General features: G+C 43.4%; 13 protein-coding genes and 1 riboswitch. Of the genes, 1 reads left to right on the forward strand and 12 read right to left on the reverse strand.

Going from position 1 to position 12,344, the window contains the following annotated elements; all coding sequences use genetic code 11:
- Nucleotides 1-36: 36 nt before the first annotated feature.
- The 11 genes from ACSFXN_RS10650 to ACSFXN_RS10700 all read right to left on the reverse strand — a co-directional run bounded on the left by ACSFXN_RS10650 (nucleotide 37) and on the right by ACSFXN_RS10700 (nucleotide 11,113).
- Complete coding sequence (locus tag ACSFXN_RS10650; protein ID WP_437150094.1) at nucleotides 37-615, reverse strand: ECF transporter S component; 579 nt, start codon at nucleotides 613-615, stop codon at nucleotides 37-39.
- Nucleotides 616-758: 143 nt separating this feature from the next.
- A riboswitch (FMN riboswitch) is annotated at nucleotides 759-894 on the reverse strand.
- An 82-nt stretch (nucleotides 895-976) separates the two neighbouring features.
- The gene (locus ACSFXN_RS10655; RefSeq protein ID WP_437150096.1) at nucleotides 977-2,182 is read right to left on the reverse strand and encodes a hypothetical protein; all 1,206 of its coding nucleotides are present in this window, start codon (nucleotides 2,180-2,182) and stop codon (nucleotides 977-979) included.
- Nucleotides 2,172-2,705 (reverse strand): RNA polymerase sigma factor SigX, encoded by a 534-nt coding sequence (gene sigX, locus ACSFXN_RS10660; protein ID WP_300989491.1) that lies wholly within the window; start codon nucleotides 2,703-2,705, stop codon nucleotides 2,172-2,174. The genes ACSFXN_RS10655 and sigX overlap by 11 nt, the downstream gene beginning before the upstream one ends.
- A 45-nt stretch (nucleotides 2,706-2,750) precedes the next feature.
- Nucleotides 2,751-4,532, reverse strand: coding sequence for an ATP-binding protein (locus tag ACSFXN_RS10665; protein ID WP_437150097.1), 1,782 nt, complete (start codon nucleotides 4,530-4,532; stop codon nucleotides 2,751-2,753).
- Nucleotides 4,525-5,241: a response regulator transcription factor gene (locus ACSFXN_RS10670; RefSeq protein ID WP_300989493.1), complete on the reverse strand. Its 717-nt coding sequence runs from the start codon at nucleotides 5,239-5,241 to the stop codon at nucleotides 4,525-4,527. The genes ACSFXN_RS10665 and ACSFXN_RS10670 overlap by 8 nt, the downstream gene beginning before the upstream one ends.
- Before the next feature lie 117 nt (nucleotides 5,242-5,358).
- Nucleotides 5,359-6,543 (reverse strand): c-type cytochrome biogenesis protein CcsB, encoded by a 1,185-nt coding sequence (gene ccsB, locus ACSFXN_RS10675; protein ID WP_437150098.1) that lies wholly within the window; start codon nucleotides 6,541-6,543, stop codon nucleotides 5,359-5,361.
- Nucleotides 6,540-8,192 carry a cytochrome c biogenesis protein ResB gene (resB, locus tag ACSFXN_RS10680; RefSeq protein ID WP_437150100.1) on the reverse strand — a complete coding sequence of 551 codons (1,653 nt, stop codon included), beginning with the start codon at nucleotides 8,190-8,192 and terminating at the stop codon, nucleotides 6,540-6,542. The genes ccsB and resB overlap by 4 nt, the downstream gene beginning before the upstream one ends.
- Before the next feature lie 14 nt (nucleotides 8,193-8,206).
- Nucleotides 8,207-8,761: a thiol-disulfide oxidoreductase ResA gene (resA, locus tag ACSFXN_RS10685; protein WP_437150467.1), complete on the reverse strand. Its 555-nt coding sequence runs from the start codon at nucleotides 8,759-8,761 to the stop codon at nucleotides 8,207-8,209.
- Nucleotides 8,762-8,845: 84 nt separating this feature from the next.
- Entirely contained in the window at nucleotides 8,846-9,577 is a 732-nt protein-coding gene (locus tag ACSFXN_RS10690; protein WP_300989497.1) for a pseudouridine synthase, read from the reverse strand.
- A gap of 194 nt (nucleotides 9,578-9,771) precedes the next feature.
- Nucleotides 9,772-10,362 carry an SMC-Scp complex subunit ScpB gene (gene scpB, locus ACSFXN_RS10695; protein ID WP_437150101.1) on the reverse strand — a complete coding sequence of 197 codons (591 nt, stop codon included), beginning with the start codon at nucleotides 10,360-10,362 and terminating at the stop codon, nucleotides 9,772-9,774.
- Nucleotides 10,340-11,113: a segregation/condensation protein A gene (locus ACSFXN_RS10700; protein WP_437150102.1), complete on the reverse strand. Its 774-nt coding sequence runs from the start codon at nucleotides 11,111-11,113 to the stop codon at nucleotides 10,340-10,342. The genes scpB and ACSFXN_RS10700 overlap by 23 nt, the downstream gene beginning before the upstream one ends.
- 214 nt (nucleotides 11,114-11,327) lie before the next feature.
- Here ACSFXN_RS10700 and ACSFXN_RS10705 point away from each other — a divergent pair, with 214 nt between their 5' ends.
- Nucleotides 11,328-11,834, forward strand: a complete 507-nt coding sequence (locus ACSFXN_RS10705; RefSeq protein ID WP_437150103.1) for a DUF309 domain-containing protein — start codon at nucleotides 11,328-11,330, stop codon at nucleotides 11,832-11,834.
- A gap of 124 nt (nucleotides 11,835-11,958) precedes the next feature.
- On the opposite strand, the gene ACSFXN_RS10710 is transcribed toward ACSFXN_RS10705, so the two are convergent.
- Nucleotides 11,959-12,324 (reverse strand): GNAT family N-acetyltransferase, encoded by a 366-nt coding sequence (locus tag ACSFXN_RS10710; RefSeq protein ID WP_437150105.1) that lies wholly within the window; start codon nucleotides 12,322-12,324, stop codon nucleotides 11,959-11,961.
- Nucleotides 12,325-12,344 lie beyond the last annotated feature (20 nt).

Raw genomic sequence — 12,344 nt, forward strand, 5'->3', positions numbered from 1 at the left:
AAGCAAAGGTGCTTTCGTGAACGCCTGTTTTTTCATTTATCGGTAATAAAGCCGCTGCTTCTCGATCCACGAATGCATGCTGCTGAACATCAGCAGCACGACTGCTGTGAGAATCAGGCCTTTAATCAGGTTGAAAGGTAAAATCCCGAGAACAATTGTGCCGAAAAGAGCACTGCCGGTTTCTGCAGGCATGTTCAGGAAGTACGAGTACATTGGCAAAAACACTAAATAGTTCAGCAGACTCATGCCGATGGCCATTGACAATGTTCCTGCAGCCAAGCCGAAGATCATGCCTTTTTTTGTCGCCATTTTATGGTAGATGACGTAGACCGGCAAGATAAACAAGAGACTGGTTACAAAATTCGCCATATGGCCGACTGGAACACCAGTTGGGCTTCCAGCAAAAAGCCAATCCAAAGCGTTTTTGAAAAACGCAACTAAGATCCCTGCAACAGGACCCATTGTAATGGCGGCAATCAAAGCCGGCACATCACTAAAATCAACTTTCAAGAATGCAGGTAGTGCCGGTAATGGGAAGTTGAAAAGCATTAAAATAAATGAAATACTGCTCAACATTCCAATTACAATCATGGATTGTAACTTCTTATTCTTCATATTCCTCTCTCCTTGTAGTGATTCACCAGAAGAAAGGCTTGGACAATGCGGCCCATAATAAAACCCTTAAGCGAAATCACTTAAGGGAGAAAAGGCACACTTAAAAAGCGTTGCACCGAATAAACGGCGACACACGTCCGCACCTTCACCTTCTCCCATCCAGACTATACTGTCGGCTTTGGAATCTCACCAAATCCTGCTTTTTACAGCTCGCGGGCTTATGAATAATTACATTCACTTACCGCCGGTAGGGACTCTCACCCTGCCCCGAAGATGAATCGATATTTTGTTATAGCCTAATATTAGTATAAAAAAGACACCTTGTAAACATAATTGTTTTGTAAAGTGTCTTTTTTAGAAATTATTTTATTGTCCAAGGAGTTTTGTTAGCTGATACAGGAGTATCCAGAGGTTGGGTAAGATCAAAACCCAGCCATTCTGATTGTTTCACATTAACCAATTGCACTCTTTTTCCATATGCTTTAGCAGTTAAAGACAGACTTTCAATCATTCTTTTGGCATCCACATCTTCCATCGCTTCTAAATCAAACGGTTCCTTAAATTCAATCTGGACTACATCGTCCATTTCAGATACTGTAAAATCCAAACCTTCCGGCAAGGTGCTTTTTTGAAAATCATTCGGTGAGGCTGTCATTGACTCGAATGCTTCAGTGGCCGTTTCCAATGGCATGCCGTATCCAGGAACGAGGTACGTATTTCCTGCTGCTGTTGTATAAGCATAAAAAGCGACATTTTTCACATCAGTTATGACCGGCTCCATTGGGCCGATTTGATCGAACTCAGCCGGGCTGCCGTCTTCATTTAAAACTGCGACCTGGCCTGCATCTCTGAAAGTTTCTTGCAGAGAGGCGATATAGACCCCGATACTGGCAGAAGCGAGATCGTATTGATGATCACTCGGCAGGATATGCTGAGCTCCTTCAGCCTCCATCGTAATGGTCCCTAAATAAGGATGGTATTCATCGAAACCCAGAGCTTGTTCGTCCAGTCGGCTGGCATAGTAATTATAAATTTCAACGGTATTTGGATTTTCTATCCCCAAATCTTCAGCAATTTGTTCATTGGGTATTAAAAAAGAAAGTGGAATGACGTAAGCATTTTCAGTAAAGCCGATGGTGAATAAGGTATGGCCGGCTAAGTCTTCCTCATAAACGGAAGTGCGGGTTGCTTCAACGCCTTCTTCAACCGCAAAAGTGTTGGGATCAGTTGAATCTGCGTTTCCTGTTGCGGCTTCTTCTTGAATGTTCTTATCCTCCGCCATTTCTGCGGACGACTCGGCAGATTGTTCAGCACCGCTTTCTGTACTCATTTCATTTTGTGCAGTGTTTATGCCACTTTGGCTTAGTATGGAGGCAACGAGAATGCCTATCGTGATAAAAGCAAGGACTGCTACCAGTAAAGGCAGCCATTGCTTGTTCTTTTTGCGTGCAGGAGTTTTTTGGACCAAACGGTTATAGACTTCTTCTTTTGGCCGTTCATCCTGGATTGTGGGGAAATCCCGTAACAAACTTTCGATGTGCTCATCATCCCAGTTGTCATTCGGCATTCGCTTCTCCCCCTTCCTTAGAAGATAATTTCTCACGCAATGATTTTATTGCGCGATGCTGGGTGGTTTTCACTTTTCCTTCTGTCCACCCTAAAACTTCCGCAGTTTCAGCTATGGATAAGTCCTGGAAATAACGCATGATAATCACCATCTTCTGATCGCCTGTGCATAAATCCAGCGTTTTATAAAGCAATATTTTATCTTCATTCAGCGAAGCTACTTCTTCGGGAATACGCTCAGAAGAGATTAGCTGCTGCGTTTCCCAATCGAAATGGTCTGCTGAATGTTTTTTTCGAACCGCCGTTTTACGGAAGTGGTCAATCGCAACATTTTTGGCGATGGAAAAAAGCCAGGTTTTTTCTGAACTTTTCCCTTCAAACCGATCATAAGCTTTAAAGACACGGATATAAACTTCGTGCATTAAGTCTTCAGACAAATGCCGGTTTTTCACCAGATAAATGAGGAATTGAAACACATCTTGATGATATTCATCGTACAAGCGATGGAAAACGGAGTCGTCCATACACTCCCCCCATTCTTTGAATTAGTCGTCTCTAATCGCGAAAAGTTACATCTTCTTCAGAGGCAGCAAGAAGATGAAAGAAGTGCCTTCCCCGACCTTGCTCTCGGCATAAATTTTACCGTCGTGTGCATTGATGATATTGCTGGCTATCGCAAGCCCTAAACCGGTTCCACCTTTGCCTAATGTTCTGGCTTTATCGGCTTTATAAAAGCGTTCAAACACATATTGCAAGTCTTCTTCCGGTATTCCGACTCCTGTATCATTGACGGATATCTTGGCATATCCCTGTTCTTGTTCGACCTTGACGACCACTTGTCCTCCTGCCGGCGTATGCCGCAGTGCATTATCGATTAAATTGGTCATGACTTGCTCGATGCGGTCTTCATCAATTTCAGCAGCTGCCCAATCATCCAACTCGGTCGTAAATGAAAGCTGAATGCCTGTTTCTTTGGCTGCCTGGGAAAATTTTGTTGTCATTCTTTCAATTACTTCATTGAATTGTACCAGTTCTTTGTAGAGCCGCATATAGCCTGATTCCATACGGGCAAGATTCAGGAGATCTGTGACGAGGCGGCCCATCCGCTGGGATTCCTCGTAAATGATTTTGGTCATCTCGCGCCGTTCCTCTTCTGTCGCACCTACGTCATCGAGAAGCGCTTCACTATAGCCTTGGAGCATGGCAATCGGCGTACGCAGCTCATGGGAAACATTTGCGATAAAGTCTTCCCGCAGTTTTTCAAGGCGATGCTGCTCCGTCATATTATGAAGGACCGCTACTGCTCCGCGGATTGAATCCCCGCTGTAGAGCGGGCTGAAAGAGATGGCATAATATGCGCCTTCCATTTCCAATTCTTCTTCGATCTCTTCTTCATAATCCAGCACATGTTCGAGCATGTGGATCATTTCAGAAGGCAGTGGTTCCCCTTTTTCCACGCCTCTTTTCATCAGCCATTGCTGCAGAAGTTTTTCGGCTGGCGGATTGCTCAAGAGAATGGTGCCATCCCGGTTAAACGTGATAACTGCGTCAGCCATCGACGTCAAGATGCTCGATAGCTGCTCTTTTTCTTGGTTGATCACTTCCACATGATGTTTCAGCTGTCGGCCCATCTGATTAAAAGCTGTTGCCAGCTGGCCAATTTCATCACTGGAAGCCGCACGCACTTTCGTATCAAAATTCCCTTTTGCCAACTCAAACGCCCCTTCACGCATTTTGCGGAGCGGAGAAGTGATGCGGGTAGATAAGAAGAAGGCAAAAAATGTCGTCAATAAAAAGGCGATAAATGCCGACAAGAATACAATATTTGTGGTTCGCTCAGCTGTGCGATCCATAACTTCAAGCGATTGGTAGATAAACACAGTGCCGTGTTCCTGTTCGACTGTCTGGAGCGGGCTGGCCAGTACAATATACGATTCCATCCGTTCTTTTTGAGTCAAAGATGGAAGCAGCATTTCTTTCATGACAGTTTCGTCCGTCTCAAAAACTTTTTGGAAATCGGGTTCATTCAAAATGGCTTCCCGCACCTGCTCCCCATTAATGCCATTATGGATATAATAAGTGCTTTCATGAGGCGCTTCAGCAATGACAGCATTTGTTTCCGGCCCGAGGATGTCATCAATAACATTCAACGAAATATTAACTTCTGCATGATCATTGAAAATCCGCGCAATAGTGGCCGCTTCTTTTGTCAAAGTCTCCTCTACTGCTTCACTGTGATAGTTGCCGAGAAATTCCAGCAACAGGACCGTCACAATAAAAAGGACAAAGGAAACGAGAAGCAGTATTGTGATCCACAGCTTCCCGACTACACTATTCCATATTCTATTCATTTCCTACCTCGAATTTATAACCAACGCCCCAAACGGTGACGATCATTTTCGCAGCGGATTCCGATACACGGTTCAATTTTTCTCTTAATCGTTTTACATGGGTATCCACTGTCCGTAAATCACCAAAGAAATCGTAATGCCAAACTTCTTTCAGCAAATGCTCCCGGTCAAACACTTTATCCGGTGATTTAGCCAGGAAGTATAGCAGTTCATATTCTTTTGGAGTTAAATTCACTTCCACATTATCCGCCGTCACGCGGTGAGCATCATGATCAATCGTCAAATGCGGAAAAACAACCAAATCTTTCGATACAGATGAATTGGCGGCAGGCGAGTACGCTGAAGAACGGCGCAGAATCGCTTTTACGCGCAGCACGACTTCCCGGGGGCTGAAAGGCTTGACGATATAATCGTCCGCACCGGATTCAAATCCCTGGACCCGGTTGGCTTCTTCCCCTTTAGCAGTCAACATAATAATGGGAGTCATTTTCTTTTCACGCAGTTCCGTGCTGACTTCAATGCCGTCTTTTTCCGGCATCATTAAATCCAACAAGATGCAGTGGTAGTCTTTTTCCATTGCCATTTCCAAGGCTTGGGCACCATTTTCCGCTTCTTCTACGATATATCCTTCCCGTTCCAGATACATTTTCAATAAGCGGCGAATTCTTTCTTCATCATCAACAACCAATACGGTAATTTCTTCCGACATAGTAACCCCTCCAACTTTTGTCTCTTATCTTTCATTGTACCGCCAACATTTGTAAAAATAAATAAAAAGCCTTTTCCACTAGGGAAAAGGCTCATTTTGTTTGTCCACATTCCGAACTTATGCGTAAGAATGCAATCCAGCGATGATTAAATTGACTGCTACAAGGTTGAACATGATGATGGCGAAGCCTACGACTCCGAGCCATGCAGATTTTTCCCCGTGCCAGCCTTTACCAAGACGCAAGTGAAGGTACGCGGCATAGAACAGCCAAGTGATCAATGCCCATACTTCTTTCGGGTCCCAGCCCCAGAAACGGGACCAGGCGATTTGCGCCCAAATCATGGCAAATACCAAGGCTCCTAAAGAAAACAGCGGAAACCCGATGATGACAGCACGATAGCCGATTTCATCCATCAATTGCAAATTGACATTTTTAACAAATGGTTTGAAGATTGCCGAGATTCTTTTTCTGGCAATCAGCCGGATAACCCAGTACAGCACTGTTCCGACAATTAGGGACCAAACGACTGTAGTCAATTTGCTGGCATTCACCACTGCCGGCGTTTCGACTAATGGAGTCAGTGTGCCTTCTGTCATTTGAACATATTCATTCATACCGATGATGGCAGGCATGTTATACGTAATTTCAGACTCTACCCCTTTTTCATCAACATAAGTAAAGGCCGATTCATAACCTGTTACTGAGAAAAATGTGCTGACGACAACGAATCCTAGAACGATGACAAGTGAATACATAATCGCTTCCAGGAAAAAGCGCTGCTTGGTGTTTTTCTTCGTATCGACTACTTTTAAAAGATAAACCAATCCTGCTGCAGCGCTGATGGCCAGAACACCTTCAGCGATAACAACCGTAATTACGTGGATAGCCAACCAGTTTGTTTGAAGCGCCGGAATCAACGGGCTGACTTCACTTGGGAACATGCTGGCAAATGCAATGATCAGTAACGCAACCGGTAATACGATCATGCCGATGACCGGTGTTTTGTATATTGCATAAATAACGATAAATCCGCCGACCAGTGTCATGCCGAACGCTGTTGTAAATTCAAACATATTACTGATTGGAGGATGTCCGGTTGCACCCCATCTTGTGAAGAAATATCCTAATTGTGCAAGAAACCCGAGGATTGTAATGCCGAACGCTACTTTTCCCCAACGTTTTTCAGATGCGAACGATCCTTTTTTATTCCCTTTTACAGCTCCTCCGAATACGAATGAAGCAATCAAATAAGCGATGAATGCAACATACAATAAATTGGAGCTAATGTCGGCTAAGTTCATGACAATTCCTCACCTTCCTTTTTCTGCTGTTTCTCGATTTCCTCCTGCTGGTCACGATAAGCAGGAAGCGACGCATATTCTGTAACTTGATCAAGATCTTTCTTCAAACCAAACCAGTTTTTGTTGGTATGGCCTGCCAAAAGAATCCCACCATCTGCTTTTTGCTGAATCCAGAAACGGCGATGGTTAAAGTACATTCCTTGCGCCACACCAATCATGAAGATGAGTCCGCCTAAGCCTAAAATCGGCAATGTGCGGTCTTTGCGAATGGTTAAACCGGAAACATCACGTGTCTCTGCACTTTGGAAGGCCAGTTTGTATTGGTTTTCACCAAAAGGCTCAACGGTGTTTTGAATGGTGATAAAGCTTGTTTCCCCTTGTGGTGTTTCAGGAGTTTTCATTTCCACTAAAAATCCGGGATTGTTCGGCAGCGGCGTTGCAGTTTGAGGTTCGCCGTTTTCAAAACCGGAAAAGTCAGGATAATAGCCAAGCAGCTTCACAGTCGATCCGTTTTCAAGTTCATAAATGTCTTCCGGATTGATTAAATCAATCGTCAATTCACCAAAAGTTTCTTTGGTTTCTTTATTCGATAAAGCGAAAGTCATTGATTTCAATTCATTTAATTTAAAGTCCATTTGGTAAACCGCATAGCCATCAAATTTCAGCGGCTGATTGACCCGGATCGGGTATTCGCCGACTTCTTCCAGATCATTTACTCCCGGGAGACTGTCTTCCGGTTTCTTATACAGCACGACATCGGTCTGATAATTTTTAGCGACTGTTCCGACCCGGTCAATAGCTTCTTTAAAGACCGCATCTTCTTCAGTATTGTAGGTCTCCAGTTCAAAGTTCTTGCTTTCAAGTGTATATCCGGGAGCTTCTGGAATCGCCCGAGTTTCGCCTTCACGAATCCACAAGGTTTCGTCAACATAAAATCCAGGCATCATGCGAAGCATCACGCCAAAAAGGAATATGATTAGCCCGATATGGTTGACATAAGGGCCCCATCTTGAAAAACGGCCTTTTTCAGCCAATAATCCGTTTTTGTCGCGTCGAACATTGTATTTCAGCTGTTTCAACTTAGTTTCAGCTTTATCCAATGCATCTTCAGCGCCTTGGCCTTCACCATAAATGCGCTGCTTATCCATAAAGCTTGCATGGCGCAAGACCCGCTGGTTTTTCAATGAGCGATACAATGGAACAAAACGGTCCAGACTCGCGATAATCAGTGAAATTGCCAGCATGCCAACTAAGATGATAAACCAGAACGAGCTGTATAAGTCGTGGAATCCTAAGAAATGATAAACACGGCCGATGCTGCCATAAACATCTGAATAATAAGCTTTGATCGTTTCAGCAGTTCTGACAGGCACGGATACATATTGTTCCTGCGGCAATATTGTACCGATTGCAGCAGCGACTAATATAATGACTATGAGGCCGACACCGACTTTTACGCTGGAGAAGAAATTCCATATTTTGTCTATAATCGATTTATTATACGTTTGCGATCTTCTCGCGGTTCCTTCATAGCGCATGTCAACTAACTTGTTGTTTTTCTCTTTTTCGGTCAAGGACCGCCCGCAGGATTCACACAACATTGTTCCGGGCGGATTAATATGGCCGCATTTGCATTGCATTTTCTCCATCCGAAAAAAACTCCTTATTCAGGTTTGATTTCTTCCATAAACCCTTTAATGTCTTGCTCCGTCATTTCACCGGTAATAACCCGCTCAATTTCCCCTTCCGGGTTTACCAAAACCGTTGTCGGCAACGGAATGATATTATAAGCAGTCATGACACTTTTTGTTTTGTCGATGACAACCGGGAATGACAATTCGTATTGATCCACGAAATTTTGCACTTCGAATTCAGACTGTGCAATATTGACAGCCAAAATTTGTACGCCCTGGTCTTTATAGTCCTCGTACTGACGGTCCATGGCCGGCATTTCTTTTACGCACGGCTTGCACCAAGTTCCCCAGAAATTCAAAAATACGCCTTGCCCTTTGTAATCAGACAATTTATGGGCATTTCCTTCAAGGTCCACCAAGGAAAAATCAGGAGCTTTGTCCCCGACTTCCAGTACGGTCACATCTTCTGCAGTGGCATTGTTATAAAGTGTATAGCCAATAGCAGCAATCAACACCAGCAAAATAGCTGAACGCATAATCAGCCTGTTCTGCTTTTTTTTGTTTTTCTTATCGTTCAACTTTATTCCTCCTCCGAGGTTCGAATGCAAATCCAATTATAACAAAGTTTCTATGGCCTACAGTACGGAGTTTTGAAGGGTTTGTGAACGTTAATGGCGCTTGCCGGTTTCCGCCATGACGCGTAATAATTTCACTTCATGAGAAGTTAATTCTCTCGATTCTCCTGCATTCAATCCTTTTAACGTCAGGAAAGCGAACTGTTCACGGCTCAATTTCTGGACCGGGAAACCGATCGCGTCGAACATTCTGCGCACCTGACGATTTCGACCTTCGTGTATCGTGATCTGGACAATCGCTTTGCCGGTTTTCTTGTCTGCAGAAAGCAGCTTAACCTTTGCAGGCGCCGTCATGCCATCTTCTAATTTAATGCCGCGCTCAAGTTTTTGCAGGTCTTCTCTTGACGGAATTCCTTTTAAGCGAGCTACATAAGTTTTATCAATTTCAAATTTCGGATGAGTCAATGAATTGGCAAATTCGCCATCATTTGTCATGATCAGCAAACCTGACGTATCATAATCCAAACGGCCAACCGGATAAATGCGCTTATCTATGTCATCAAAGAAGTCCGTAACCACTTTACGGTTCTTGTCGTCACTTACTGCCGAAATCACGCCACGCGGTTTGTACAATAAATAATAGACTTTCTGTTCTTTTTCAAGTTGCACACCTTCGACTTCAATCGTATCGTTCTGTGAAACCTTCGTACCCAATTCTTTTACAACTTTTCCATTCACCCGTACTTTTCCATCCAATATTAACTGCTCCGACTTCCGTCTAGAAGCAACACCTGCATGAGCAAGCATTTTTTGTAATCTCTCCATAAGTTCACCTCATTGATTTTTTTCAGACATACAAAAGCACAAGCAGGATTACCTGTAATACATACTTTCTTCCGTTCGTCTCACTCGGAATTATGTCACATTTCGTCGAAAAGAGAAAGTACATAGCTCATTCCAAAGCCATTTAAATAGCAAAAAGAGACTGGCACGTAATCCCGGTCTCTTCAAGTTTTTGGTTATGCTTCGGTTTCCGCTTTAAAGGCTTCTTGAAAATTTGTCATAAACAAATCAGTTTCTTCTTCTTCATTCGATGCATTTTCTTCTGGCAAGGGCGGCAATTCACTCAAATCCTTCAGCCCGAAATAATTCAGGAACTCTGTTGTTGTGCCATATAAAATTGCACGGCCAGTCCCTTCCGCGCGCCCCATTTCCTGTATCAATCCTTTAGCAGCGAGGGTATGCAACGGCTTTTCGCTTTTGACGCCGCGCAAATCCTCCACTTCCAGCCGGGTCAATGGCTGTTTATAGGCAACTATAGCCAGCACTTCCAAAGATGCTTGGGACAAAGCTTGGGCAGTTGGATTCTCAACTAATTTCTGGATCGTTTCTGCAACTTCGGCTTTAGTTACCAATTGATAAACTCCCGCCAATTCCTTCAACATGATGCCACTTGACGGTTCTTTGTACCTTTGTGTCAAATCTTCGACACTTGTCCGGATATCCTGTTCTTCCGCTTCCGTCAAAAATTGCAATTGCTTCATTGTTAATCCATCATCACCGGCAACAAATAACAAAGCTTCAATTTTACTCGAAAGAGTCGTCTTCATATTCCCACGTCTCCTTTTTCAGCTCTACCATTAAATCGGTAAAATTCTTTTCTTGTTCTACTTGGACCACTTGCCGTTTCATCAACTCGAGCACAGACAGAAACGACACGACCAATACGGTCTTATCATTTGAAGGAAATAAGTCAGTGAAAGTTGTCCGGCCTTTTGCAATTTTTAAACGATTGACAATCGACGTCATTTGATCTTTAATAGATACTTCCTGGCGTGCGATTCTTGCAGATAATGGAGCCTTCAACTGTTTGCGCCGCATCATCTTTTGGAACGCTCCGAGCATATCGTATGCATTTACTTCCAAGTCGATGTTTTCAGTTGCTCCAGAATTCTGCAGCTCTGACAAATCCATCGGTGCTTTTGTATAAATCGCTGAGCGATTGGATTCAAGATCTTTTAACTTGATGGAAGCTTCTTTGTATTTCCTGTATTCAACCAAACGGGAAACAAGTTCTTCACGCGGATCCTGCTCTTCGTATTCATATTCAATATCATCGATATCGCCCTCATGCACTGGAAGCAGCATTTTGCTCTTAATGGCTAGCAGTGTCGCAGCCATGACCAAGTATTCGCTTGCTTCATTCAGCTCCAGCACTTGCAGAGCCCGGATGTGTTCCATATACTGAGTAGTGATCTGTGAAACTGGAATATCGTAAATATCAATTTCCAAACGATGTATTAAATGCAATAATAAATCAAGAGGACCTTCAAAAGCCTCTACTTTCACTTCATAAGACATGATTCTCCACCTGACTTTAAATTTTACTTATTATTTTTATTGAACAAGGAATTGGGTTTGTTTTGCCCATACTTGTCCTTGCCTTAACGTGCCCAGTACGGATGCTCCGCAGCCTCCTACTGGCCTTAAAAGTCCGATTGGTTCAACTAGCAGTCCGCGGAAAGGACGTCCGCGGAATGCAGGTTCACTTTATTATAGTAGAAAGGGGATTAAAATGCACCCACTCCATCACCCGCTTTTTATCCAATTTATTATACATTTCAATGAAGAAAAAGATTATTTCGAGTGTCATGAAGTAGGAGAAGAGTATTGGAAGTCAATTGCGCCGAAAGACAAATTGCATCCGTTGACCGGATGGATCCAGTTAGCTGTGGGAATGTACCATTGGAGAAGAAGCAATTACCCTGGTGCGCTGCGGTCATTTATCCGTTCAAAAGTTAAACTTGCAGATGGTGGTGTATGGGTCGAGGGCTTTGACCGGGAAAAACTGATTGCGCTGGTTTCCGGTGCGATTGAAGACGTGACAGACCGTAAACCATTCAGTCCCTTTCAATTGCCTGTTACTTCCGCTGACTTGATAAAAAAGCTTAAAAGTTATCAGGCAGCCAATCCCATAGCCCAGCAAGATCCTTACTATATTATGCATAAGCACCGTCTCCGGGACCGGTCTTCAATCATCAATCTGCGCGAGCAGCGAAAAAGAAGAAACCTCGAGCTTTAATTGGCATCAGTACTAAAAGAAAAGACTCAGCTTGTCCAATCGAATCAACTTTAATTTGAGCAAATGAAAAAAGGAAGTGCTAATTTAAAAGCACTTCCTTTTTTCATTCTCATTTTTATGGCTTTTAAAATCCAGCTTTTTCTTCCAGTTCCGGGCACTTCAAAAGGAATGCTTCTGTTTCTGCAGACGGATGCATTTCTTTCCCTTGCATAATCTGTCGAATCTTGTCAATCATGGCGTGTCCGATGCCTTCGCCGCGATGTGATGGGTTCACTGAAATATGATGAATAATGAAATGGTCTTCACTGACTTCTACGCCCAGTAATCCGACAAAGTCTTCTCCCTTTTTCCAAAGGTAAAGTTGCCAATCAGGATTTTCTTCATAGATGTGCATCGTTTGCTGCAATTTTTTTAACTCTCGCTCTTTTGGCATGAACGATAAGAGTCCCATAGCAATTTTCTCAAATGATTTCTTATATCTAAATAACATATCCGATCCCTCATTTTCGT

It is taken from the genome of Planococcus sp. 1R117A, assembly GCF_051417975.1.
Taxonomy (GTDB): domain Bacteria; phylum Bacillota; class Bacilli; order Bacillales_A; family Planococcaceae; genus Planococcus; species Planococcus shenhongbingii.